Annotated in this window: 19 protein-coding genes and 2 tRNA genes; 18 read left to right on the forward strand and 3 right to left on the reverse strand. The window is 65.3% G+C overall.

The genetic code is table 11. From position 1 onward, the window contains the following. Window positions 1-8: 8 nt before the first annotated feature. The 18 genes from L3V85_RS05820 (at window position 9) to L3V85_RS05905 (ending at window position 20,645) form a co-directional block, all read left to right on the forward strand. Window positions 9-84: transfer RNA gene (locus L3V85_RS05820), tRNA-Trp, on the forward strand. A 101-nt stretch (window positions 85-185) separates the two neighbouring features. Further along, complete coding sequence (gene secE / locus L3V85_RS05825) at window positions 186-569, forward strand: preprotein translocase subunit SecE (protein ID WP_081269555.1); 384 nt, start codon at window positions 186-188, stop codon at window positions 567-569. Then, window positions 570-1,181, forward strand: a complete 612-nt coding sequence (gene nusG, locus L3V85_RS05830; RefSeq protein ID WP_081269556.1) for a transcription termination/antitermination protein NusG — start codon at window positions 570-572, stop codon at window positions 1,179-1,181. Window positions 1,182-1,325: 144 nt separating this feature from the next. Beyond that, the gene (gene rplK, locus L3V85_RS05835) at window positions 1,326-1,757 is read left to right on the forward strand and encodes a 50S ribosomal protein L11 (protein ID WP_007831051.1); all 432 of its coding nucleotides are present in this window, start codon (window positions 1,326-1,328) and stop codon (window positions 1,755-1,757) included. Continuing rightward, window positions 1,758-2,456 (forward strand): 50S ribosomal protein L1, encoded by a 699-nt coding sequence (rplA, locus tag L3V85_RS05840; protein WP_081269557.1) that lies wholly within the window; start codon window positions 1,758-1,760, stop codon window positions 2,454-2,456. A 246-nt stretch (window positions 2,457-2,702) separates the two neighbouring features. Beyond that, window positions 2,703-3,242 (forward strand): 50S ribosomal protein L10, encoded by a 540-nt coding sequence (rplJ, locus tag L3V85_RS05845; RefSeq protein WP_237678452.1) that lies wholly within the window; start codon window positions 2,703-2,705, stop codon window positions 3,240-3,242. A gap of 41 nt (window positions 3,243-3,283) precedes the next feature. Then, window positions 3,284-3,658, forward strand: a complete 375-nt coding sequence (gene rplL, locus L3V85_RS05850) for a 50S ribosomal protein L7/L12 (RefSeq protein ID WP_237678453.1) — start codon at window positions 3,284-3,286, stop codon at window positions 3,656-3,658. Window positions 3,659-3,908: 250 nt separating this feature from the next. After that, complete coding sequence (rpoB, locus tag L3V85_RS05855) at window positions 3,909-8,033, forward strand: DNA-directed RNA polymerase subunit beta (RefSeq protein WP_237678454.1); 4,125 nt, start codon at window positions 3,909-3,911, stop codon at window positions 8,031-8,033. Between the two features lie 21 nt (window positions 8,034-8,054). Then, window positions 8,055-12,290, forward strand: a complete 4,236-nt coding sequence (gene rpoC, locus L3V85_RS05860) for a DNA-directed RNA polymerase subunit beta' (RefSeq protein WP_237678455.1) — start codon at window positions 8,055-8,057, stop codon at window positions 12,288-12,290. Window positions 12,291-12,392: 102 nt separating this feature from the next. Beyond that, window positions 12,393-12,983, forward strand: a complete 591-nt coding sequence (locus L3V85_RS05865) for a lema family protein (protein ID WP_237678456.1) — start codon at window positions 12,393-12,395, stop codon at window positions 12,981-12,983. 116 nt (window positions 12,984-13,099) lie between these two features. Then, the gene (gene rsmB / locus L3V85_RS05870) at window positions 13,100-14,431 is read left to right on the forward strand and encodes a 16S rRNA (cytosine(967)-C(5))-methyltransferase RsmB (RefSeq protein WP_237680498.1); all 1,332 of its coding nucleotides are present in this window, start codon (window positions 13,100-13,102) and stop codon (window positions 14,429-14,431) included. A gap of 55 nt (window positions 14,432-14,486) precedes the next feature. After that, a complete protein-coding gene (locus tag L3V85_RS05875; protein WP_237680499.1) occupies window positions 14,487-15,053 on the forward strand; it encodes a DUF4390 domain-containing protein in 567 nt (188 codons plus the stop codon). Beyond that, window positions 15,050-17,380, forward strand: coding sequence for a sensor histidine kinase (locus L3V85_RS05880; RefSeq protein WP_237678457.1), 2,331 nt, complete (start codon window positions 15,050-15,052; stop codon window positions 17,378-17,380). The genes L3V85_RS05875 and L3V85_RS05880 overlap by 4 nt, the downstream gene beginning before the upstream one ends. Window positions 17,381-17,469: 89 nt before the next feature. Next, on the forward strand, window positions 17,470-18,171 hold the full coding sequence (locus tag L3V85_RS05885) for a response regulator (protein ID WP_237678458.1): 702 nt from the start codon (window positions 17,470-17,472) through the stop codon (window positions 18,169-18,171). A gap of 25 nt (window positions 18,172-18,196) precedes the next feature. Then, window positions 18,197-18,272, forward strand: a tRNA-Phe gene (locus tag L3V85_RS05890). Between the two features lie 102 nt (window positions 18,273-18,374). Continuing rightward, window positions 18,375-19,277, forward strand: coding sequence for a phytanoyl-CoA dioxygenase family protein (locus tag L3V85_RS05895; RefSeq protein ID WP_237678459.1), 903 nt, complete (start codon window positions 18,375-18,377; stop codon window positions 19,275-19,277). Window positions 19,278-19,405: 128 nt separating this feature from the next. Beyond that, on the forward strand, window positions 19,406-19,591 hold the full coding sequence (locus tag L3V85_RS05900; RefSeq protein WP_237678460.1) for a hypothetical protein: 186 nt from the start codon (window positions 19,406-19,408) through the stop codon (window positions 19,589-19,591). Between the two features lie 19 nt (window positions 19,592-19,610). Then, window positions 19,611-20,645 (forward strand): lysylphosphatidylglycerol synthase domain-containing protein, encoded by a 1,035-nt coding sequence (locus tag L3V85_RS05905; RefSeq protein ID WP_237678461.1) that lies wholly within the window; start codon window positions 19,611-19,613, stop codon window positions 20,643-20,645. On the opposite strand, the gene L3V85_RS05910 is transcribed toward L3V85_RS05905, so the two are convergent. The 3 genes from L3V85_RS05910 to L3V85_RS05920 all read right to left on the reverse strand — a co-directional run bounded on the left by L3V85_RS05910 (window position 20,608) and on the right by L3V85_RS05920 (window position 24,251). Next, the gene (locus L3V85_RS05910; RefSeq protein ID WP_237678462.1) at window positions 20,608-21,018 is read right to left on the reverse strand and encodes a PaaI family thioesterase; all 411 of its coding nucleotides are present in this window, start codon (window positions 21,016-21,018) and stop codon (window positions 20,608-20,610) included. The genes L3V85_RS05905 and L3V85_RS05910 overlap by 38 nt on opposite strands. Window positions 21,019-21,094: 76 nt before the next feature. Then, on the reverse strand, window positions 21,095-23,386 hold the full coding sequence (locus tag L3V85_RS05915) for a sensor histidine kinase (RefSeq protein ID WP_237678463.1): 2,292 nt from the start codon (window positions 23,384-23,386) through the stop codon (window positions 21,095-21,097). A 10-nt stretch (window positions 23,387-23,396) separates the two neighbouring features. Continuing rightward, window positions 23,397-24,251 carry a response regulator transcription factor gene (locus L3V85_RS05920; protein ID WP_237678464.1) on the reverse strand — a complete coding sequence of 285 codons (855 nt, stop codon included), beginning with the start codon at window positions 24,249-24,251 and terminating at the stop codon, window positions 23,397-23,399. Window positions 24,252-24,380 lie beyond the last annotated feature (129 nt).

The raw sequence follows: 24,380 nt of genomic DNA on the forward strand, positions 1-24,380 counted from the left end.
AGTACCGGAGGGGTATAGCTCAATTGGCAGAGCGTCGGTCTCCAAAACCGAAGGTTGTAGGTTCGATTCCTACTGCCCCTGCCACTTAGGTGGCACCCCTAAAGCCCATCGTGACCCGGTGGGCTTCGGCGTCTCAAGAGACGCATTGAATTGAAGGTCGAAAGGCCACAGGAAATCAGCCAACCATGGCCACTTCTCAAATCGAAACCGTGAGCACCGGCGCCGACAAGGCCAAACTGGCCGTGGCCGTCGTGCTGGCAGTGGGCGCCATCGTGGCGTTCTATCTGCTGTCGCGCCAAGGCTCGGTCGTGCAATGGGCTGCGCTGCTGGTCGGCCTGGCCGCGGCCGTGGCGGCTTTCGGCAGTTCCGAGAGTGGTCGTCAGTTGTGGGCTTTTGGTCGCGATTCGTGGCGCGAGGTCAAGAAGGTCGTGTGGCCGACCCGCAAGGAAGCGATGCAGATGACGGCCTATGTGTTCGCCTTCGTGGCGATCATGTCCGTCTTCCTCTGGCTCACCGACAAGACGCTCGAATGGGTGTTTTTCGACCTCATTCTGGGCTGGAGAAAATAAATGACCGACGACGCAGTTGAAACCACGCCGAGCACGCCGGAAGAAGAAAACACTTCCGTGCTGGCTCCCGCCGCCAACCCAGATCTGCGTTGGTACGTGGTGCATGCCTATTCGGGCATGGAGAAGGCCGTCGAGCGCAACATCACCGAGCGCATCAACCGCGCCGGCATGCAGGACAAGTTCGGCCGCATCCTGGTTCCGACCGAAGAAGTGGTCGAAATCAAGAACGGCCAGAAGCGCACCACCGAGCGTCGCTTCTTCCCGGGCTACGTGCTGGTCGAAATGATCATGGACGACGAGAGCTGGCACCTGGTGAAGCACACCAACAAGGTGACGGGCTTCGTGGGTGGTGCCAAGAACCGTCCGGCTCCGATCTCGCAAAAAGAGGTCGAAGACATCGTCAGCCAGATGCAACAGGGCACCGAGAAGCCGCGCCACAAGGTCGAATTCACCGTCGGCGAATTCGTGCGCGTCAAGGAAGGCCCGTTCACCGACTTCAACGGCACGGTCGAGGAAGTCAACTACGAGAAGAGCAAGGTCAGCGTGTCGGTCATGATTTTCGGCCGCGCCACCCCTGTGGAACTCGAATTCAGCCAGGTCGAGAAGACCTGACGACCCCACCGGCCTTTGTGCCGGTGTCATTGTTTCCGGCTGCGCGTTGTCCGACTCGGCGCGCGGCCTTGATCTCGAAGAGTCGTTTAACCCCGGGGAGCCTTGGTCGCAAGCCAAGGCGATATCACCCGCAAGGAGCAAAGCATGGCGAAAAAAATCGTCGGCTTCATCAAGCTGCAAGTCCCAGCTGGTAAGGCCAACCCGTCCCCACCGATCGGTCCCGCACTCGGTCAGCGTGGTCTGAACATCATGGAGTTCTGCAAGGCGTTCAACGCGCAGACCCAAGGCGTCGAGCCGGGTCTGCCGCTGCCGGTGGTCATCACCGCGTTCGCTGACAAGAGCTTCACCTTCATCATCAAGACGCCCCCGGCGATCACCTTGATCAAGAAGGCCATCAAGCTCGAAAAGGGTTCGGCCCGCCCGCACACCGACAAGGTCGGCAAGATCACGCGCGCCCAGCTCGAAGAAATCGCCAAGGCCAAGATGAAGGACCTGACTGCCGCCGACCTCGACGCAGCAGTTCGTACCATTGCCGGCTCGGCCCGCTCGATGGGCGTGAATGTGGAGGGCGTGTAAATGTCCAAGATCACCAAGAAGCAAAAGTCGCTCGAAGGCAAGGTCGACAGCAACAAGCTGTACCCGCTGGCTGACGCGATCACCATCGTCAAGGACGCTGCCACCGCCAAGTTCGACGAATCGATCGACGTGGCTGTTCAGCTCGGCATCGATGCGAAGAAGTCGGACCAGGTCGTGCGTGGCGCCGTCGTGCTGCCCAACGGCACCGGCAAGACCAAGCGCGTCGCCGTGTTCGCCCAAGGCGCCAAGGCTGAAGAAGCCAAGGCCGCCGGCGCCGACATCGTCGGCATGGACGACCTGGCTGCCATGGTCAAGGCTGGCGACATGCCTTTCGACGTTGTGATCGCCGCCCCCGATGCCATGCGCGTCGTCGGTACGCTCGGTCAGATCCTCGGCCCGCGCGGCCTGATGCCCAACCCCAAGGTTGGCACGGTGACCCCGGACGTCGCCACGGCCGTGAAGAACGCCAAGGCTGGCCAGGTTCAGTTCCGCGTCGACAAGGCCGGCATCGTGCACGGCACGATCGGCCGTCGCTCGTTCGACAACGACAAGCTGCAAGGCAACCTCGCCGCGCTGATCGACGCTCTGGTCAAGGCCAAGCCGGCGACCAGCAAGGGCGTGTACCTGCGCAAGGTGGCCGTGTCGTCGACCATGGGTCTGGGTGTCCGCGTGGACACGCAAACCATCTCGGCGAGCTAAAGAGATTTGCTCCGCCTCGCAAGGGTGGAGCGGATGTGGTGGGTCGTGGCAGCTTTGGTTGCCGCGGGCCATCCAAGACCGCTGGTGTGCAGGGTGCTGCACTTAAACGCCGGACCTTCCTGTCCGGTATCCAGCGCAGATGGCGATCCCGCTGCAAGGAATTTGTTTTTTGTTCCGAAACAGTTGGTCGCTGCATGAAGCGCGATCCGAGGCCCCGGCCGAAGGTCGCATTAAAAGGAGTAGACCTTGAGTCTGAATCGCAGTGAGAAAGAAGCGGTCATCAGTGATGTGACCAGCCTCGCCGCAAAAGCTCAAACGCTCGTGATGGCGGAATACCGTGGCATCACGGTGGCCGATATGACCAAACTGCGCAACGAAGCGCGCAGCAAGGGTGTGAGCCTGAATGTTCTGAAGAACACGCTGGCCCGCCGTGCTGTCGCTGGTAGCCCGTTTGAGATTGTTGGCGACCAGATGACCGGTCCGCTGATCTACGGCTTCTCCGAAGACGCTGTGGCCGCCGCCAAGGTGGTGGCCGATTTCGCGAAGACCAACGACAAGCTGGTCATTCGCGGCGGCGCCTTCGGTGGCAAGGCCCTGGACGTCGACGGCGTGAAGCAACTGGCCAACATCCCTTCGAAGGAAGTGCTGCTGGCGCAATTGCTGGGCTTGATGCAATCCCCGATCTCTCGTACCGCCCGCGTGCTCGCGGCGCTGGCCGAGAAGCGCGGTGGTGGCGAAGCTGCTGAACCCGTCGCCGATGCACCGGCAGAAGCGCAGGCCGCTTGAGCCTTCGTTTGAATATTCAACCCAATTGTTAGGAAACAAAAATGGCATTCGATAAAGACGCATTTCTGACCGCGCTCGACAGCATGACGGTCCTGGAACTCAACGACCTGGTCAAGGCCATCGAAGAGAAGTTCGGCGTGAGCGCCGCTGCAATGGCCGCTCCCGCAGCTGGCGGCGGCGCCGCCGCTCCGGCCGCTGAAGAGAAGACCGAATTCAACGTCGTGCTGGTCGATGCCGGCGCGAACAAGGTTTCGGCGATCAAGGCAGTGCGCGAAATCACCGGCCTGGGCCTCAAGGAAGCCAAGGACCTGGTGGAAGCCGCTCCCAAGGCTGTCAAGGAAGGCCTGTCGAAGGCTGACGCTGAAGCCGCCAAGAAGAAGCTGGAAGATGCCGGCGCCAAGGTGGAACTGAAGTAATTCAGACCCCCTAGAGGGCTGGAGGTGCCTGAAAAGGCCCTCCAGCCTTTGCCGCTTTCAGAGCGCACCCGAAAGCCGCCGCATCGACGCGGTTTTCGAGTGTCTTCTGACCCCGACTGCAGAAGACCCCTTGGTTCGGGCGATGTGCAACGCATCGCTGTCCGCCAACGGCTGGTAGTGGCCAGCCGCCAAGCAGTGGTGCCTCGGCACTGCTGACAAGTCGCTGAAGATCTCAAGCACCGGAGCTCTCATGGCCCAATCGTCCGCGTACAGTTACACCGAACGCAAGCGCATCCGAAAAAGTTTCGGCAATCGCGACAGCGTCGTAGAAATCCCTTACCTGCTGCAGATGCAGAAAGACGCGTACACCGCGTTCCTGCAAGCCGGCATTCCCCCGAAGCAACGCACCGTCGAAGGCCTGCAGGCCGCGTTCGACGCCGCCTTCCCGATCGTCTCGCACAACGGTTTTGTCGAGATGAAGTTCCTCGAGTACAACCTCGCGAAACCCGCTTTCGACGTGCGCGAATGCCAGACCCGCGGTCTGACCTTCGCCTCGGCCGTGCGCGCCAAGGTCCAGCTGATCATCTATGACCGCGAGTCGTCGACCTCGCAGTCGAAGGTGGTCAAGGAAGTGAAGGAACAAGAGGTCTACATGGGCGAAGTGCCGCTCATGACGGACAAGGGTTCGTTCATCATCAACGGCACGGAACGCGTGATCGTTTCGCAGCTGCACCGTTCGCCGGGCGTGTTCTTCGAACACGACAAGGGCAAGACGCACAGCTCGGGCAAGCTGCTGTTCTCGGCCCGCGTGATTCCCTACCGCGGTTCGTGGCTCGACTTCGAATTCGATCCGAAGGACATGCTGTACTTCCGCGTGGACCGTCGCCGCAAGATGCCGGTCACGATCCTGCTGAAGGCCATCGGCCTGAACCCGGAATCGATCCTCGCGAACTTCTTCGTGAACGACAACTTCCGCCTGATGGACAGCGGCGCGCAAATGGAGTTCGTCTCCGAGCGCCTGCGCGGCGAAGTCGCGCGCTTCGACATCACCGACAAGTCGGGCAAGGTCGTGGTCGCCAAGGACAAGCGCGTCACCGCGCGCCACACGCGTGAACTCGAGCAGGGCGGCACCACGCACATCAGCGTGCCGGAAGACTTCCTGGTCGGCCGTGTCATCGCCCGCAACATCGTCGACGCCGACTCGGGCGAAATCCTGGCCAAGGCCAACGACGAGCTGACCGAAGCGCTGCTGAAGAAGCTGCGCACCGCCGGCGTTCAAGACGTTCAGGTGATCTACACCAACGAACTGGACCAGGGCGCGTACATCTCGCAAACGCTGCGCATCGACGAAACCGTCGACGAGTTCGCGGCGCGCGTGGCCATCTACCGCATGATGCGCCCCGGCGAGCCGCCGACGGAAGACGCAGTGCAAGCGCTGTTCCAGCGCCTGTTCTACAACCCGGACACGTACGACCTGTCGCGCGTCGGCCGCATGAAGTTCAACGCCAAGGTCGGCCGCGACGAATCGACCGGCCCGATGGTGCTGACCAACGAAGACATCCTGGCCGTGGTCAAGATCCTCGTTGACCTGCGCAACGGCAACGGCGAAGTCGACGACATCGACCACCTGGGCAACCGCCGCGTGCGTTGCGTCGGCGAACTGGCCGAGAACCAGTACCGCACCGGCCTGGCTCGTATCGAGAAGGCCGTGAAGGAACGTCTGGGCCAGGCGGAGCAAGAGCCGCTGATGCCGCACGACCTGATCAACAGCAAGCCGATCTCGGCCGCGCTGAAGGAATTCTTCGGCGCATCGCAGCTGTCGCAGTTCATGGACCAGACGAACCCGCTGTCCGAAATCACCCACAAGCGCCGCGTGTCGGCCCTTGGCCCGGGCGGTCTGACGCGCGAACGTGCAGGCTTCGAAGTGCGCGACGTGCACGTGACCCACTACGGCCGCGTGTGCCCGATCGAAACGCCTGAAGGCCCGAACATCGGTCTGATCAACTCGCTGGCCCTGTACGCCCGCCTGAACGAATACGGCTTCATCGAGACGCCGTACCGTCGCGTGGTCGACAGCAAGGTCACCAACGAGATCGACTACCTGTCGGCCATCGAAGAAGGCAAGTACGTCATCGCCCAGGCCAACGCGGCCCTGGACAAGGACGGCGTACTGACCGGCGACCTGGTCTCCGCGCGTGAAGCCGGCGAATCGATCCTGGTCGGCGCCGAACGCATCCAGTACATGGACGTGTCGCCCGCGCAGATCGTGTCGGTGGCCGCCTCGCTCGTGCCGTTCCTGGAGCACGACGATGCGAACCGCGCATTGATGGGCGCCAACATGCAGCGTCAGGCCGTGCCTGTGCTGCGCCCCGAAAAGCCGATGGTCGGTACCGGTATCGAGCGCGTCTCCGCGGTCGACTCGGGCACCGTGGTCACGGCCACCCGCGGCGGTATCGTCGACTACGTCGATGCGACCCGTGTCGTGGTGCGCGTGAACGACGCCGAAGCGGCTGCCGGTGAAGTCGGTGTGGACATCTACAACCTGATCAAGTATCAGCGTTCGAACCAGAACACCAACATCCACCAGCGCCCCATCGTCAAGCGCGGCGACAAGATCGCCAAGGGCGACGTGGTGGCCGACGGCGCATCGACCGACCTCGGCGAACTGGCTCTGGGCCAGAACATGCTGATCGCGTTCATGCCCTGGAATGGCTACAACTTCGAAGACTCGATCCTGATCTCGGAACGCGTCGTCGCCGAAGACCGCTACACCTCGATCCACATCGAGGAACTGGTGGTGATGGCTCGCGACACGAAGCTGGGCGCCGAAGAAATCACGCGCGACATCCCGAACCTGGCCGAGCAGCAGCTCAACCGCCTCGACGAATCCGGCATCATTTATGTCGGCGCCGAAGTGCAGCCGGGCGACACGCTGGTGGGCAAGGTCACGCCGAAGGGCGAGACCACGCTGACGCCTGAAGAGAAGCTGCTTCGCGCCATCTTCGGCGAGAAGGCTTCCGACGTGAAGGACACCTCGCTGCGTGTGGATCAGGGCTCGCAAGGCACCGTGATCGACGTGCAGGTGTTCACCCGCGAAGGCATCACGCGCGACAAGCGCGCCCAGCAGATCATCGACGACGAGCTCAAGCGCTTCCGCCTCGACCTGAACGACCAGCTTCGCATCGTCGAAGCCGACGCGTTCGACCGTATCGAGAAGCTGCTGACCGGCAAGGTCGCCAACGGCGGCCCGAACAAGCTGGCCAAGGGCACCAAGCTCGACAAGGCCTACCTGTCGTCGGTCGAGAAGTTCCACTGGTTCGACATCCGCCCGGCGGAAGACGAAGTGGCAACGCAGCTCGAGTCGATCAAGAACTCGCTGGAGCAGACGCGCCACAGCTTCGACCTCGCGTTCGAAGAAAAGCGCAAGAAGCTCACGCAGGGCGACGAGCTGCCCGCGGGCGTGCTCAAGATGGTCAAGGTCTACCTGGCCGTCAAGCGCCGTCTGCAACCCGGCGATAAGATGGCCGGCCGCCACGGCAACAAGGGTGTGGTGTCGAAGATCGTTCCGGTCGAAGACATGCCCCACATGGCCGACGGCACGCCGTGCGACATCTGCCTGAACCCGCTGGGCGTGCCCTCGCGGATGAACGTGGGCCAGGTTCTCGAAGTGCATCTGGGCTGGGCCGGCAAGGGCATCGGCCAGCGCATCGGCGACCTGCTGCAGCAAGAGGCCAAGGTGGCAGAGCTGCGCAAGTTCATGGAGCAGCTGTACAACGGCTCGGGCCGTCCGGAAGAACTCGAACAGCTGAGCGACACCGAACTGCTCGCCATGGCGGCCAACCTGCAAAGCGGCGCCACGTTCGCGACGCCGGTGTTCGACGGCGCCTCGGAAGAAGAAATCCGCGGCATGCTGAAGCTCGCCTACCCGGACGACATCGCCAAGCTCAAGGGCCTGACCGAAACGCGCACGCAGGCGTACCTGTTCGACGGCCGCACCGGCGACCAGTTCGAGCGTCCCGTCACCGTCGGCTACATGCACTTCCTGAAGCTGCATCACCTGGTCGACGACAAGATGCACGCGCGCTCGACCGGCCCGTACTCGCTCGTCACGCAGCAACCGCTGGGCGGCAAGGCGCAGTTCGGCGGCCAGCGTTTCGGTGAAATGGAAGTGTGGGCGCTGGAAGCTTACGGCGCCGCCTACGTCCTGCAGGAAATGCTGACCGTGAAGTCCGACGACGTGCAAGGCCGTACCAAGGTGTACGAAAGCATCGTCAAGGGCGAGCACTCGATCGAAGCCGGCATGCCGGAATCGTTCAACGTGCTGGTCAAGGAAATTCGTTCGCTGGGGCTCGACATCGAGCTCGAGCGTTCTTAATTTGAAAAGGGAAAGAGTCTTATGAAATCGCTACTCGACCTGTTCAAGCAATTCACGCCCGATGAGCATTTCGATGCCATCAAGATCGGCATGGCTTCGCCCGAGAAGATCCGTTCGTGGTCTTTCGGCGAGGTGAAGAAGCCCGAGACGATCAACTACCGCACGTTCAAGCCCGAGCGCGACGGCCTGTTCTGCGCCAAGATCTTCGGCCCCATCAAGGACTACGAGTGCCTGTGCGGCAAGTACAAGCGCTTGAAGCACCGCGGCGTGATCTGCGAGAAGTGCGGCGTTGAAGTCACGCAGACCAAGGTGCGTCGCGAGCGCATGGGTCACATCGACCTGGCCGCGCCCTGCGCCCACATCTGGTTCCTGAAGTCGCTGCCGTCGCGCCTGGGCCTCGTGCTCGACATGACGCTGCGCGACATCGAACGCGTGCTGTACTTCGAAGCCTACGTGATCACCGACCCCGGCATGACCCCGCTGAAGAAGTTCGGCATCATGTCCGAGGACGACTACGACGCGAAGCGCAAGGAATACGGCGACGAATTCATCGCCAAGATGGGCGCCGAAGGCATCAAGGACCTGCTCGAAGGCATCGAACTCGACAGCGAGATCGAACGCCTGCGCGGCGACCTGACCGGCTCCGAAGTCAAGGTCAAGAAGAACTCCAAGCGCCTGAAGGTGCTGGAAGCCTTCCGCAAGTCGGGCATCAAGCCCGAGTGGATGGTGCTCGACGTGCTGCCCGTGCTGCCGCCGGACCTGCGTCCGCTGGTGCCGCTGGACGGCGGCCGCTTCGCGACTTCCGACCTGAACGACCTGTATCGCCGCGTCATCAACCGCAATTCGCGTCTGCGCCGCCTGCTGGAGCTGAAGGCCCCGGAAATCATCGCGCGCAACGAAAAGCGGATGCTGCAGGAAGCTGTCGACTCGCTGCTGGACAACGGCCGCCGTGGCAAGGCCATGACGGGCGCCAACAAGCGCGCGCTGAAGTCGCTGGCGGACATGATCAAGGGCAAGAGCGGCCGCTTCCGCCAGAATCTGCTGGGCAAGCGCGTCGACTACTCGGGCCGTTCGGTCATCGTGGTGGGCCCGACGCTCAAGCTGCACCAGTGCGGCCTGCCGAAGCTGATGGCGCTCGAGCTGTTCAAGCCTTTCATCTTCTCGCGCCTCGAAGCCATGGGCATCGCGACCACGATCAAGGCTGCCAAGAAGGAAGTCGAATCGGGTACGCCGGTGGTCTGGGACATCCTGGAAGAGGTCATCAAGGAGCACCCGGTCATGCTGAACCGCGCTCCTACGCTGCACCGCCTGGGCATTCAGGCCTTCGAACCGATCCTGATCGAAGGCAAGGCCATCCAGCTGCACCCGCTCGTCTGCGCGGCATTCAACGCCGACTTCGACGGCGACCAGATGGCCGTCCACGTGCCGCTGTCGGTGGAAGCGCAGATGGAAGCCCGCACGCTGATGCTGGCCTCCAACAACGTGCTGTTCCCGGCTTCGGGCGAACCGTCGATCGTTCCTTCGCAGGACGTAGTGCTGGGTCTGTACTACACGACCCGCGACCGCATCAACGGCAAGGGCGAGGGCCTGATCTTCTCCGACATCGGTGAAGTGCAGCGCGCGCTCGACGCCAACGAAGTCGAGCTGACCGCCCGCGTGGCGGTGCGCATCACGGAGTACACCAAGAACAAGGAAACCGGCGAATTCACGCCGTCGACCTCGCTCGTGGACACCACCGTGGGCCGCGCGCTGCTGTCCGAGATCCTGCCGAAGGGCCTGCCGTTCTCGAACATCAACAAGGCGCTGAAGAAGAAGGAAATCTCCAAGCTCATCAACGTCTCGTTCCGCAAGTGCGGCCTGAAAGAGACCGTCGTGTTCGCCGACAAGCTGCTGCAAAACGGCTTCCGCCTGGCAACCAAGGCCGGTATCTCGATCGCCATCGACGACATGCTGGTGCCCGCTGAAAAGCACGGCATCATCGATCGCTCCGCCAAGGAAGTGAAGGAGATCGAGCAGCAGTATGTGTCGGGTCTGGTGACCTCCGGCGAACGCTACAACAAGGTGGTGGACATCTGGGGCAAGGCCGGCGACGAAGTGTCGAAGGTCATGATGGCCAAGCTGTCGAAGCAGAAGGTCATCGACCGCCATGGCAAGGAAGTCGAGCAGGAGTCCTTCAACTCGATCTACATGATGGCCGACTCGGGCGCCCGCGGTTCCGCGGCCCAGATTCGCCAGGTGGCCGGTATGCGGGGCCTGATGGCCAAGCCGGACGGCTCGATCATCGAGACGCCCATTACCGCGAACTTCCGCGAAGGCCTGAACGTGCTGGAGTACTTCATCTCCACCCACGGTGCCCGTAAGGGTCTGGCCGACACGGCGCTGAAGACGGCGAACTCGGGTTACCTGACCCGTCGTCTGGTCGACGTGACGCAAGACCTGGTCGTGACCGAGCAGGACTGCGGCACGCACGGCGGCTACCTGATGCGCGCCATCGTCGAAGGCGGTGAAGTCATCGAATCGCTGCGCGACCGTATCCTCGGCCGTTCGGCTGCCGACGACGTGCTGCACCCGGAAAACCGCTCGGTGCTGCTGAAGGCAGGCGAGATGTTCGACGAAGACAACATCGAAGCACTGGAAGCCCAGGGCGTCGACGAAGTCAAGGTCCGCACCGCGCTGACCTGCGAAACCCGCTTCGGCATCTGCGCGACCTGCTACGGCCGCGACCTGGGCCGCGGCGGCCTGATCAACATCGGCGAAGCCGTCGGTGTGATCGCCGCGCAGTCCATCGGTGAACCGGGCACGCAGCTGACGATGCGTACCTTCCACATCGGTGGTGCCGCTTCGCGCGCTGCCATCGCCTCGAGCGTGGAAGCCAAGTCGAACGGTTCGATCGGTTTCAACGCCACGATGCGCTACGTGACCAACAGCAAGGGCGAGCTGGTCGTGATTTCGCGTTCGGGCGAGATCGTCATCCATGACGAGCACGGTCGCGAGCGCGAACGTCACAAGGTGCCGTACGGCGCCACGCTGACGGTCAAGGCAGACCAGCAGATCAAGGCCGGCCACGTGCTCGCCAACTGGGACCCGCTGACCCGCCCGATCATTACCGAGTTCGCCGGCAAGACGCAGTTCGAAAACGTCGAGGAAGGCCTCACGGTTGCGAAGCAGGTGGACGAAGTGACCGGTCTGTCGACCCTGGTCGTGATCGACCCGAAGCGCCGCGGCGCTGCCAAGGTCGTTCGCCCGCAGGTGAAGCTGATCGACGCACAAGGCCAGGAAGTGAAGATTCCGGGCACCGATCACTCGGTGACCATCGGCTTCCCGATCGGTGCGCTGGTCCAGATCCGCGACGGCCAGGACGTGGGCCCCGGCGAAGTGCTGGCGCGTATTCCGGTCGAAGGCCAGAAGACCCGCGACATTACCGGCGGTCTGCCGCGCGTTGCCGAGCTGTTCGAAGCCCGCTCGCCGAAGGACAAGGGCATGCTGGCCGAAATGACCGGCACGGTGTCGTTCGGTAAGGAGACCAAGGGCAAGATCCGCCTGCAGATCACCGATCCGGAAGGCACGGTCTGGGAAGACCTCGTGCCGAAGGAAAAGAACATCCTGGTGCACGAAGGCCAGGTGGTGAACAAGGGCGAATCCGTGGTCGACGGCCCGGCTGACCCGCAGGACATCCTGCGCCTGCTGGGTTCGGAAGAACTGGCGCGCTACATCGTGGACGAAGTGCAGGACGTGTACCGCCTGCAGGGTGTGAAGATCAACGACAAGCACATCGAGGTGATCGTTCGCCAGATGCTGCGCCGCGTCGTGGTCGACAACATCGGCGAGACCGGCTACATCTCCGGCGAACAGGTCGAACGCAGCGAAATGCTCAACACCAACGACGCCCTGCGCGCCGAAGGCAAGATCCCCGCGACGTTCACCAACCTGCTGCTGGGTATCACGAAGGCATCGCTGTCGACCGACTCGTTCATCTCCGCCGCTTCGTTCCAGGAAACGACGCGCGTGCTGACCGAAGCCGCGATCATGGGCAAGCGCGACGAGCTGCGCGGCCTGAAGGAAAACGTCATCGTCGGCCGCCTGATTCCCGCGGGCACCGGCATGGCGTACCACCAGGCACGCAAGGTCAAGGACGCCATGGACGAGGCCGAGCGCCGCGCCATCGCCGAATCGGAAGCCGCCGAACTGGCCGGCTCCGGTGACAGCGATGCGGCAACCAGCACGGTCGACGCCAGCGAAGGCGCCGCGACCGAATAACTGGTTAGCATCACCGGCCATGACCGGTACCCCACGCCCCCCGACCGCCCCCGGTTGGGGGGCGTTTTTCTTTGTGCCCTGGATGAAGAGGTTTTGTCGTCGATGAGTCTGTTGCCCGAATCGCTGGCCAGCTGGATCGTGATCGCAGTGCTGCTGTTCTGGTTTGTCGGCGCCTACAACCGGCTGGTGCGCCTGCGCGCCGCCGTGCTGCAGAGCTACGGCACGCTCGATGCGGCGCTGCGCAAGCAGCTCGATTTCGTGCAGGCCAGCATCACCGCCGCGCCGCCCGCGGAGGCGCCGGCGAACGAGCTGCTGTCGTCGATTGCGCCGCTGCAGGCCTCGACCACGCAACTGGCCATCCTGCTGGGCGCGACCCGGCTGCGACCGCTCGATGCCGGCGGCATGGCCGCGCTGGCGACGGCGCTGCAGGTGTGGATCGGCGCGTGGCAGCGCCAGCACCCGGACGCGGTGACGATGTTCGAGGCCGACGGCACGCTCGCGCGGCCGGCGCAGCAACCGGCGCTGCCCGGCGCCCCCGAACCGATCGCCTGGCCCGAGCCCTCGGCGGCGGCGGAGATCGCGCGCAACCAGTTCAATCTTGCGGTGAAGCTCTACAACGCCGCGATCTCGCAGTTCCCGGCCGTGCTGGTGGCATGGGCCGTGCGTCTGCGTCCGGCCGCGCCGCTGCTCTGACGCGGTCATTTTTTCTTTCCATTGCACGGCGTCCGGCCTTTCGCCCGCCCGTTACCATCGCCCCCAACTTGGCCGAACTACCTTCCGATCTCCCCAGCAACGGCGCCCCGCAGCCGCTGCAACCGCCGCTCTGGCGCCAACTGCAATTGACCGCGGTGGCGCTGGCGTCGATTCGCGCCGGCACCTCGGGCTCCGTCGCCTTCGAAGCCGTCGAACCCGCGCTGCGGCCCGGCGTGCAGGCGCTCGGCTTCCAGGTGCTGCGCTGGCTCGGCCGCGCCGAGGCGCTGCGCCGCCATCTGGCCAAGCGCACGCCGCCGCCATTGCCCGACGCCTTGCTGTGCACCGCGCTGGCGCTTGCGTGGGACGGCACGCGCGCACCCTACGAACCGTTCACGCTGGTCGACCAGGCCGTCGAGGCCGCCAAGCGCAACCCGGCCACGCGGGCGCAGGCCAGCTTCATCAACGCCTGTCTTCGGCGCTTCCTGCGCGAGCGCGACGAACTTGTGGCCGTGACCGATTCCGAGCCGGTCGCGCAATGGAACCATCCGCGCTGGTGGATCGAACGCCTCAAGCGCGACCATCCCCGCGACTGGCAGCGCGTGCTCGCCGCCGACAACGCACAGGCGCCGATGACGCTGCGCGTCAATGCACGCAAGTCGACCGCCGCTTCCTATCTGGTGGAGCTTGAGGCCGCCGGCCTCTCGGCTACGCGCGTGGGCCCCAGCGGTCTTCAACTGGCCCGTGCCCGGCCCGTGCAGCAACTGCCCGGTTTTGCCGAAGGCGCCAGTTCGGTGCAGGACGCCGCCGCGCAAATGGCCGCGCCCCTGTTGCTCGAAGGCCTGTTGCCGGCCGCTCCCGGCGGCGTGCCGCTGCGGGTGCTCGATGCCTGCGCCGCCCCCGGCGGCAAGACCGCGCATCTGCTCGAGCTGGCCGGCCCCGACGCCATCGACGTCACAGCGCTCGAAGTCGACGCGGTGCGCAGCCGGCGCATCGACGAGACCCTGGCGCGCATCGGCCTGAAGGCCCGTGTGCTGGTGGCCGATGCCGCGCGCCCCGCCGACTGGTGGGACCGCACGCCGTTCGACGCGATCCTGCTCGACGCGCCATGCACCGCATCGGGCATCGTGCGCCGCCATCCCGATGTCCGCTGGCTGCGCCGCGAGAGCGACACCGCCCAGCTCTCTGCCCAGCAGGCCGCGTTGCTGGCCGCGCTCTGGCCGCTCGTGCGGACCGGCGGGCGGCTTCTTTACTGCACCTGTTCCGTCTTCCGGGAAGAGGGTTCGCAACAAATTGATGCGTTTCTTGTACACAACACCGACGCACGATTGCTGCCATCGCCCGGCCATTTGCTGCCCCAAAGCGGGTCGAATGCCCGTGGCGTCCCGGACAATCCCTCTGGTGATCACGACGGCTTCTTCTACGCCCTGCTTGAAAAGCGCCCGCACTGAGCCGCGGCGCGGGCCGCTCCTGTTGGCCGTGCTGCTGTGGGCCTGGGTCGTGTGGATGGCGTGGCTGCCGGTGCCGGCCGCCGCCCAGGGGCGCCCCGGCGCGTCCATCAGCCAGATGCGGCTGGAGCAGGCCGACGACGGCGTCTACCTGAGCGCGTCCGTGCAGTTCGAGCTGCCCTCGCTGGTCGAGGAGGTGCTCGACAAGGGCATCGCCATCTATTTCGTGGCCGAGGCTGAGCTCTTCCAGGAGCGCTGGTACTGGACCGACCGCAAGGTCGCGCAGGTCCAGCGTCACATGCGGCTGGCCTACCAGCCGCTCACCCGGCGCTGGCGACTCAATGTTTCGCCGGTGCCGATCACCGGTGCCGCCGGCCTCGGCATTTCGCTGAACCAGAACTTCGACACCCTGAGCGATGCGCTCGACGCCATCAAGCGCGTCGGGCGGATGCGGCTGGGCGACGTGGCCGAGATCGGCGACGACCCGCTGCACCAGGTGACTTTCCGCTTCCGCCTCGACACTTCGCAACTGCCGCGCCCGTTCCAGATCGGCGTGGTCGGGCAGGCTGACTGGAATATTGCCGCCGAGCGCACAGCGCGGCTGGCGGTGGAGAAGCAGAAGTGAGCACCTCTCCGCGCAGCGGCTCAGCGGCCACGCCCGCCGCGAGCCGGGCGCGTGCGATGCGCTGGGCCATCGGCGTGGGTGCCGCGCTGGTCACGGCCATCGGGCTGGTGCTGATGTTCCTGCTCGCGCAGGCCACCAACAATCGCGCGCTGTACGAGCGCTACTACGTGCGCCTGTTCGGCATCAACGTCGTGGTGGCGGTGCTGCTGGTGCTGGTGATCGGCTGGGTCGCGTTCCGGTTGCTGCGGCGGTTGCGGCAGGGCAAGTTCGGTAGCCGGCTGCTCATCAAGCTGGCAGCCATCTTCGCGCTGGTGGGCGTGGTGCCGGGGGCGCTGGTCTATGTGGTGTCTTACCAATTCGTCGCGCGCTCGATCGAGAGCTGGTTCGACGTCAAGGTCGAGGGCGCGCTGGACGCCGGCCTGAACCTCGGCCGCGCCACGCTCGACTCGCTGTCCGACGACCTCGCCGCCAAGACGCGCAGCGCCAGCGGCCAGCTCGCGCAAGTGCCCGATGCCAGCGCGGGCCTGGTCCTGGAGCGCATCCGCGACCAGCTCGAGGCGACCGACGTGATTCTCTGGACCGGCTCGGGCCAGCTGGTGGCCAGCGCCGGCTCCTCGCGTTTCCAGCTCAACCCCGACCGGCCAACCGCGCAGCAGTTCCGACAGGTGCGGCCCGAGCGCGCCGTCGCGCACATCGAAGGCCTGGACGAAACCGCCATGCCCGGCGCAGCGCCGCCGGTCGCGAGCGTGCGCGCGCTTGCCATGGTGCAGCGACCCGGCTTCGACTTCGACACCGCGCCGCGCTATCTGCAGGTCACGCGGCCGCTGCCGCCCGCCGTGGTGGCCAACGCGCTGGCGGTGCAGGAGGCCAACCGCGAATACCAAGAGCGGGCGCTTGCACGCGAGGGCCTGCGCCGCATGTACATCGGCACGCTGACGCTGAGCCTGTTCCTTGCCGTGTTCGGTGCCGTGCTGCTGGCCGTGCTGTTCGGCAACCAGCTCGCCAGGCCGTTGCTGGTGCTGGCCGACGGCGTGCGCCAGGTGGCCGCCGGCGACCTGCGGCCCACCGCTGTGCTGCAAGGCAAGGACGAGCTGGGTGGCCTTACGCGCTCCTTTGCCGTCATGACCCAGCAGCTGGCCGACGCGCGCGGCGCCGTCGAAAAGACCATGGGCCAGCTCGACGCCGCCCGCGCCAACCTGCAGACCATCCTGGACAACCTCACTTCGGGCGTGATCGTGCTCGACGCCAAGGGCACGGTGCTGTCGACCAACCCCGGCGCCACCCGCGTGCTGCGCGCGCCGCTCGCGGCCTACGAGGGACAGTCGCTGGTCGACGTGCCGGGCCTTGCTGAATTCGGCGCCAAGGTGCAGCAGCAGTTCGACGAGTTCCTGGTCGAGCGCATGCAGCACGGCCTCGACCACTGGCAGCACGCCTTTGAGCTGCATGCCTCGGGGCAGGACATGCCGCAGCAGGACGGCGCCATCAACATCGTCGCCCGCGGCGCCGAACTGCCTGGCGCGGCGCGGCTGCTGGTGTTCGATGACATCTCCGAGATCGTCTCGGCTCAGCGCGCGCAAGCCTGGGGCGAGGTGGCGCGCCGCCTCGCGCACGAGATCAAGAACCCGCTGACCCCGATCCAGCTGTCCGCCGAGCGGCTCGAGATGAAACTGTCGGGCAAGGTGCAGCCACCCGAGCAGGCCGTGCTCGTGAAGTCGGTGAAGACCATCGTCGACCAGGTCGATGCGATGAAGCGACTGGTCAACGAATTCCGCGACTACGCGCGGCTGCCCGCGGCCGACCTCAAGCCGGTCGACCTGAACGCGCTGCTTGTCGATGTGCTCCAGCTCTACAACGCCGAGAGCCTGCCCATCGTGCTGCGCTCCGAGCTCGACGAGCGCTGCCCGCCGATCCGCGGCGATGCCCAGCAGATCCGGCAGGTGATTCACAACCTGTTGCAGAACGCCCAGGACGCCGCCGAGGCCGCGGCCAGCGGCACCGGCAAGCGGGGCGAGGTCGTCATTCGTACGCGGCTGGGCGATTCGGGGCGGCGCGTGCGGCTCACCGTGCAGGACAGCGGCCCCGGTTTCGCGGAAAACATTCTGAAGAGGGCCTTCGAGCCCTATGTCACGACGAAAACAAAAGGTACCGGTTTGGGCCTGGCCGTCGTGAAGAAAATCGCGGATGAGCACGGCGCGCGCATCGAGCTTTCCAACCGCGTTGTCGATGGGGCTGTAGCAGGGGCACAAGTCTCGCTATCATTCGCGCTGGCAAGCGAGCCGCGGGCAGCGGTCGCTCACACCGAAGATTCGAAATCTTCCGCCGCCTGAGCGCTTACGATTCCGTCGCCCAGGCGATGGCCGGGCCGGCGGACCTTACACACCATTGCAGATACCAGCGCACACAACAAGCAGCACTCATGGCAAACATTCTCGTGGTCGATGACGAGCTGGGCATCCGGGACCTGCTCTTCGAAATTCTCAATGACGAAGGCCACAACGTGGAGCTCGCGGAAAACGCCGCCGAAGCGCGCGCGGCCCGCCAGCGCGCGCGGCCGGACCTCGTCCTGCTCGACATCTGGATGCCCGACACCGACGGCGTCACGCTGCTCAAGGAGTGGTCCACCGCCGGCCTGCTGAGCATGCCCGTCATCATGATGAGCGGCCACGCCACCATCGACACCGCGGTCGACGCCACGCGCATCGGCGCATTCGCCTTCCTCGAAAAGCCCATCACGCTGCAGAAGCTGCTCAAGGCCGTCGAGCAAGGGTTGGCGCGCGAGAGCGCACGCCGCGCTGCCGCGGGCGTCGTCCCCGCTCCGGCCGGTGTGGCGCAGGCCACGGCCATCACCACCACCGGCGACAGCCTGCTGATGGCATCGCTCGCTTCCGTGCCGGTGGCCGACATCGGCCCCCAGTCGACTCAGAGCTTCGACCTCGACCGCCCGCTGCGCGATGCGCGCGACGGTTTCGAGAAGGCATACTTCGAGTTCCACCTCGCGATGGAGAACGGGTCGATGACCCGCGTGGCCGAGAAAACCGGCCTCGAGCGCACTCATCTGTACAGAAAACTCAAACAACTTGGTGTTGATTTGTCGAGAGGGCGCAGAAGCGCTGTATAATTTAAGGCTGCACACAAATGCAGATGGCCCGGTAGCTCAGTTGGTAGAGCAGCGGATTGAAAATCCGCGTGTCGGTGGTTCGATTCCGCCCCAGGCCACCAATTTCAAAGCCCTTGGTTCCTCACAGGACCAAGGGCTTTTTTCATTTCTCAAGCAGGCGCTCAACCGGGGATACTGAAACAACAGCTGGCCATAATCGAACGATGGACGGCAGGATCACAAAAAAATGGCGGGAAGACGGCTACGTCGTTCTTCCGAGGTTCTATTCAGACGAAGAGATCGATGCAGCGGAAGCGGCCTTGACGCGTGCATGGCGCGACCCCTTGTCGAGGGTCGTCGTGGACGACCTTAACGTCGACCAGCGGTTACGCATTCGGGATGTCGACCCCGCTGCGCGCGAAGCGCATCGCTTCAAGGTCAACGACCTGTATCTCGAATATCCAGAAGTGCGCCGGCTCGCACTGAATGCGAAGCTGACGCCCACCTTGAAGGCCTTGCTCGAGAACACACCGGTGCTATGCAACTCGCTCAGCTATGCACACGGAAGCGGCCAGGGCGATCACGTCGATTCGCTTTACATGACGCCGCGGTCGCATGGGCATTTGCTGGCCATCTGGGTCGCTCTCGAAGACTGCGACATGGATGCCGGGCCTTTGCGCTACTACCCCGGCAGCCACGCCATCGAGCAATACGTCTTCTCGAATGGCGGAACGCACGCGGTCAACGAAGAGATGCCGGCCTGGTCCGCCTACATGGATGAGCAGGTTCGGCAGCGTGGGCTGAAGCCGGAGATCTTCGCTGCGAAGCGTGGCGACGTTTTCATCTGGAATGCCTATCTCCTGCATGGCGGCAGTCCGATTCTTTCGCCCGGAAAGACCCGCAAGAGCATCGTCTTCCACTATTTTTCGGAAGAGGACAGCCGTGCTCTTGGCTTGCAACTGGTGCCTGACTCTGGGGGCTACTGGATGCATAGGGCTCACCAGCCTGTGCCCGGCAAAGGCGAGTCGGAGGCGCCGCCGCTGTCTCTTCGTCAAGAGCTCGAAATTCGGGTTCGGCGAAAACTGCATCGACTGGTGGGCGCGAGGCGCAGGCCTGTTCAGGGTTGATTTGCAGTCCGCGCCGCGCTCAGCACGGCACCGGTATGGCAAATGTCCTGCACCCGTCATCGTCGATGGACGGCGATCCGGAGGTGCCGGACCTCGGCAGACTCGGCTAATCCACCGAGGAGATGCCCATGCCTACGCCCAAGCCCGCGCACCACGAAGAACCCGAAGTCACCCAGGAAGAATCCGTCCCCAGCGACGGCCGTGACGCCGAAGGCGAGCGGTTGATGAAGGACGTGCGCAACAGCAAGCTCCACGACAAGGGCCTCGCCGAGCACAAGACCCCCGAGAAAAGCGACAAGCCCGCCAAGCCCTGAGCCGCCAGGCACTGTCGTCATGAACACCCACGCGGCCGCCATCGCCGATACCCCGGCGCACGCAGGCAGCCGCATCAGTTCGATCTGGCAACGCTGCCGTCGTTGGGCATTGCCGCTGTTCGGCATCGCCGTGCTGGGCCTGCTCCTGTCCCATGCGCACAAGATCGACTGGGCCGGCGCGTGGCAAGCATTGCAGCGCTACTCGCCCTTGTTGCTGCTTTCCGTGCTCGGCCTTGCGACCGCGAGCCACATGCTCTACGGCTGCTTCGACCTGATCGGCAAGCGCCATCTGCAACATCGCCTCCCGTACTGGCGCACATGGGCGATCGCGGTGACGAGCTATGCCTTCAATCTCAACCTCGGCTCGCTGGTCGGCGGCATCGCGATGCGTGCGCGGCTCTATGCGCGTGCGGGTCTCGACGACGCCACGGTCGCGCAGATCGTGGGGCTGAGTCTCGCGACCAACTGGCTGGGCTATGGCCTGCTCGCGGGCGGGCTGTTCGCGGCGGGCGCCATCGTGCCGCCGAGCCAGGCTCACGTCGGCGCAGGCACGCTGCGACTGCTCGGCGTGGCGATGATCCTGCTGGCATTGGCGTACGTCGCCGCCTGTGCATTCGCACGCGGGCGCGAATGGCGTTTCAGGGGCCGCCGCCTGCAGTTGCCCGCCGCGCGTCTGGCCGTGGTGCAGCTCGCGCTCTCCACCACCAACTGGGCGTTGATGGGCGCGGCCATGTACCTGCTGCTCGGGCAGAAGGTGCCTTACGCGACCACGATGGGCGTGCTGCTCGCGGCGTCCATCGTCGGCGTGCTGACGCCGATTCCCGCAGGCCTCGGCGTGCTTGAAGCCGTGTATCTCGCGCTGCTCTCCGGAACGGTGAAGCAGGGCGCGTTGATGGGGGCGGTGCTCGCCTACCGCGCGCTCTACTATCTGCTGCCACTGGCCGGCGGGCTGGCGCTCTACCTGTTCCTCGAACGCTATGCGTCGAGCCACTCGGCCGAAGAAACCTCGGGGGACATCACCCCGCCCCTTCCAACACCAGTTGCGTCTGCGTGACGACGGCGCACAGCTTGCCGTCCGCATTGGTGACCGAGGTCTGCCAGACCATGGTCGTGCGTCCCCGATGCAACGCCACGCTGGTGCCGGTGACGATGCTGCCGACACGCGCGCCGGCGATGAACTTGGTGCTCGAATCGGTGGTGGTGGTGCGCTTGCCTTGCGTCAGGTTGACGATGGTGCCGACGGCACCCAGCGTGTCTGCAAAAGCCATGTAGGCGCCGCCATGCAGGATGCCGCCGGCGGTGCACAGGTCGGGCCGCACTTCCATCTGCGCGACCACGCGGTCGGGTTCGAGTGCCGTGAGGCGCACGCCCATCAGGCCGGGGAACAGCGTGTCCAGCAGTTTCTGGAGAGCGGCGATGTCTTGCATGAGGGCTCCTGGAAATGATGTCCTTCCATACTAAACAGAGGCTTCGCCGCATGCAAAGAGTGCCCGCGCCGCATGTTCACAGCTTCGGCGTGGCGCGTGCCAGCAGGCGGATGTGTTCGAAGTCCAGCCGGTCGAGCGCCTGCCGCACTGCGTCGACCAGCGCCGCGTGACGCGAATCGGCCGCGGCCAGCCGATCGGTCCATTCGTGCAGATCGGTCCAGCGGCCGTCGCGCGCGAGCACCTCGAGTTCGGCGCGCGCCGCGGCGGGCAGCGGCGCGATGGCCGGCACAGGTGTCGGCGGCCGGCGCAGCCGCAGGCGCGGCGACTGGAGCGGCGGCGATGACGGTGCTTGTGGGGCGACGGATCGCGGCTCCTCCGGCGCGTCCTTCACGATCACCGAGAAACGCACACGCGTGCCCAGGTTCGGATGGCTCATGAGCAGCAGGCGTCCGCCCATGCGCTGCACGATGCGCCGCGCGATGACCAGCCCCAGCCCATTGCCGCTCGCGCTCGGCGCGTTCTCTGCAAAGGCCTGGCGGATGCGCGCCTGCTCCTTCAGGTCGATGCCGGCGCCGCTGTCCCACACCTCGAACTGAAGCCGCCACGACTCCGCGCGCGGCCGCGCACGCACGCGCAGGCCGATCTTGCCGCCATGCGTGAACTTCGCGGCGTTCGACAGCAGGTTGAGCAGCAGCTGGTGAAAGCGCTTGCTGTCGATCAGCACCGCACGCGGCAGCGCGCCTTGCACTTCGAGCTCGAATGCGTTGTTGCGCCGCTGTGCGAGCGTGTCGGCGTACTGCGCGATGTCGTCGAGCAGCGCCTGCAGCCTCGCGGGCCGTGGCTCGAAGGAGAACGGCAGCAGCTCGCCCTTCGCGTAGTCGAGCAGGTCGTCGATCAGCGAGAGCTGATAGGCCGCGCTGCGCTCGATGGCCTGCAGCCGATCGGGTGGCTGCGGCATTTCGTCGCGCAGCAGCCGCACGTGGCCGATGATGGTCGCGAGCGGTGCGCGCAGGTCATGGGTCACATAGGCCATGAGCCGTGTCTGCTCGCGCGCCTGGTGCTCGGCCTGCTCCAGCGCGGCGTTCAGCGCATGGGTCTTGCGCGCCACTTCGTCGCGCAGGCGTTGCTGTTCTTCGGCCTGCCAGAGCACCAGCGTGCGCTGCGCGAGGTGCTGCTGGCGTGACAGATGGTGCGTCCATGACGAGAGCGCGACCAAGCCCATCAGCATGCCGGGAAAGCCCAGTGCATAGGCGTCGAAGCCGGGCAGCATGTGCGTGGGCAACGAAAGCTCGGTCAGCCGCAGGCACACGCCGACCATGATGATGGTCATCACCGGGAACGCCAGCTTGCCGCCCGGTCCCGCGCGCCGCATGTAGATGAAGCTGCTTGCCGTGAGCGAGAACACCAGCAGCAGAACGGTCAGGTTGCCCAGGCGCGCGAAGGGCGCGTACGGCCCCAGCAGCGTGCCAAGCACCGCGACGACCTGGCTGGTGGCCAGCACCGCGATGACGGGCAGCCCCGGCGGGCGCACCGGGCCGCGGCGCGACAGCACGTGCAGGTACAGCAGCAGGCTCAGCACGCTGCAGCCGGCCACCACGCCTGCCGCGCGGTAGCTCCAGTCGGTGCTGTCCGGCCACAGCACGAGCCGCGCATGGCCTCGGTAGGTGGCCTCGTACAACGCCACCAGCATGAAGCCCAGGCTCTGGGAAGCCATCAGCGGTTTGCGCGAGATGAGCCACAGCGTGAGCGAGTACACGGCAAGCACCAGCATGCCGCCGATCAGCAGCCCGTCGAGCAGCGCATGGCTGCTCTCTGCTTCGCGCCAGCTGTCGGCCGTGTGCAGTTCGGGCGCGAACTTGAGGCTGCTGTGGCTCTGCACGCGCACCAGCAGGCGCGCTTGCTCGCCGGGCCGCAGGTCGAGCGACAGCGTCGGCACGCGGTCGCGGTCGCCGCGCAGAGGCACCGACACGCCGGCCCGCTCGAGCGTCCATGCGGCCTTGCCGGTCGGGGCGCCGATGCGGCGTTGCACATGAAAGTCGACGTGCTGCAGCCATGTAGTGTTCAGCACCAGGCGCAGCGGCTGCACCGTGCCGGTGTCGTTCACGACCGCCAGGCGCAGCCAGAAGGCCGAGTTCGTGAAGCCCTGCCGCATCTGCGCGTGGGTGCCGGGCCGAAAGCGGGTCGAGGCCTCCGCGTCTTCGCGCGAGAGCAGGCCGTCCGGGTCTTCGAGCAGCTCCACCACCTCGTCGAGCACCAGCGGCAGTTCGGGCGCCTCGCCCAGCCTCAGCGTGGCGGCGTCCGCCGGGCCCGCGAGCCAGGAGGCCGCGCACAGCAGCAGGGCGGCCGCGATGCCGCGGATCGCCACCACGGCCGGCGCCTCAGGCAGACGGCGCCGGCAGAGTCGATGGCGCCGCCACAGGCATGAACGGCGGCATCGGCCGGGCGGCTCGTGCGTTGCGATAGGAAGAAGGCGTGAGCCCGAAGCGCTCGCGGAACGCGGTCGAGAAATTGGCCGCGCCGGAGAAGCCCACCGCATGCGCCACTTCTTCCATGTTGAGCGCGGAGTTCAGCAGCAGGCGCTGGGCTTCCACCAGCCGCATCTCGCGCACGAACTCGTACACCGTGCGCCCGGTCTGCTCGCGGAATGCGCGCGTCAGCCGCTTCTCGTGCGTGCCCACGCGTGCCGCCAGCTCGGGCAGCGCGGGCACGCTTGCCAGATCCGACAGAACCAGCCGTTCGGTCGCCTGCGCGATCACGCGGTCGGCGTTGTCCGAGCGCGCGTTCTCCAGCACGCTCTCGGCCTGCGCCATGCACTCCTGCGCATGGCTGCTGCTGCTGGCCAGCGCCAGGTGCACCGCCACGCGCGCCAGCACTTCGGCCGGGTCGAAGGGCTTGAGGATGTAGTCGACCGCGCCTTCGCGCAGGCCGGTGATGCGCTCGTCCACCGCGCTCGACGAAGTCAGGAAGATCACCGGGATGCGCGCGGTGGCGCTGTCGGCCTTCAGCAGCCTGCAGGTGGTGAAGCCGTCGGTCGAGCCCATGCGCACGTCCAGCAGCACCAGGTCGGGCTGCAGGGCGGTGACGCGGCGGTAGCCCTGCAGCGCGTCGAACGCGAGGCTGATGCGGTGGCCCGCGCCGCGCAGCGCGCCCAGCAGCAACTGCAGCTCCTCGATGTTGTCATCGATGACGAGGATGTGCGCGCGCCGCGGTGGGGTGGTCGACCAGTAAGACATGCCGCCGAGCGTATGGGAGCAGGCCTGAAATGCCGTGTGACTAAGTTCACGTTACGTTGCATTCGTAAACAATTGTCATCCAGGGCAAACCTTTTGTCCTGAATCCCAAAAGTGGCTCCCGGTGAGGAC

Origin of the sequence: Variovorax paradoxus (assembly GCF_022009635.1) — a bacterium.
Classification (GTDB): Bacteria; Pseudomonadota; Gammaproteobacteria; order Burkholderiales; family Burkholderiaceae_C; genus Variovorax.

Bases quoted from the DNA above. Each gene is read 5' to 3' on its own strand.
- secE (WP_081269555.1), top strand. From the start codon at position 186: ATGGCCACTTCTCAAATCGAAACCGTGAGCACCGGCGCCGACAAGGCC.
- nusG (WP_081269556.1), top strand. From the start codon at position 570: ATGACCGACGACGCAGTTGAAACCACGCCGAGCACGCCGGAAGAAGAA.
- rplK (WP_007831051.1), top strand. From the start codon at position 1,326: ATGGCGAAAAAAATCGTCGGCTTCATCAAGCTGCAAGTCCCAGCTGGT.
- rplA (WP_081269557.1), top strand. From the start codon at position 1,758: ATGTCCAAGATCACCAAGAAGCAAAAGTCGCTCGAAGGCAAGGTCGAC.
- rplL (WP_237678453.1), top strand. From the start codon at position 3,284: ATGGCATTCGATAAAGACGCATTTCTGACCGCGCTCGACAGCATGACG.
- rpoB (WP_237678454.1), top strand. From the start codon at position 3,909: ATGGCCCAATCGTCCGCGTACAGTTACACCGAACGCAAGCGCATCCGA.
- rpoC (WP_237678455.1), top strand. From the start codon at position 8,055: ATGAAATCGCTACTCGACCTGTTCAAGCAATTCACGCCCGATGAGCAT.
- L3V85_RS05865 (WP_237678456.1), top strand. From the start codon at position 12,393: ATGAGTCTGTTGCCCGAATCGCTGGCCAGCTGGATCGTGATCGCAGTG.
- L3V85_RS05875 (WP_237680499.1), top strand. From the start codon at position 14,487: ATGGCGTGGCTGCCGGTGCCGGCCGCCGCCCAGGGGCGCCCCGGCGCG.
- L3V85_RS05885 (WP_237678458.1), top strand. From the start codon at position 17,470: ATGGCAAACATTCTCGTGGTCGATGACGAGCTGGGCATCCGGGACCTG.
- L3V85_RS05895 (WP_237678459.1), top strand. From the start codon at position 18,375: ATGGACGGCAGGATCACAAAAAAATGGCGGGAAGACGGCTACGTCGTT.
- L3V85_RS05900 (WP_237678460.1), top strand. From the start codon at position 19,406: ATGCCTACGCCCAAGCCCGCGCACCACGAAGAACCCGAAGTCACCCAG.
- L3V85_RS05905 (WP_237678461.1), top strand. From the start codon at position 19,611: ATGAACACCCACGCGGCCGCCATCGCCGATACCCCGGCGCACGCAGGC.
- L3V85_RS05910 (WP_237678462.1), bottom strand. From the start codon at position 21,018: ATGCAAGACATCGCCGCTCTCCAGAAACTGCTGGACACGCTGTTCCCC.
- L3V85_RS05920 (WP_237678464.1), bottom strand. From the start codon at position 24,251: ATGTCTTACTGGTCGACCACCCCACCGCGGCGCGCGCACATCCTCGTC.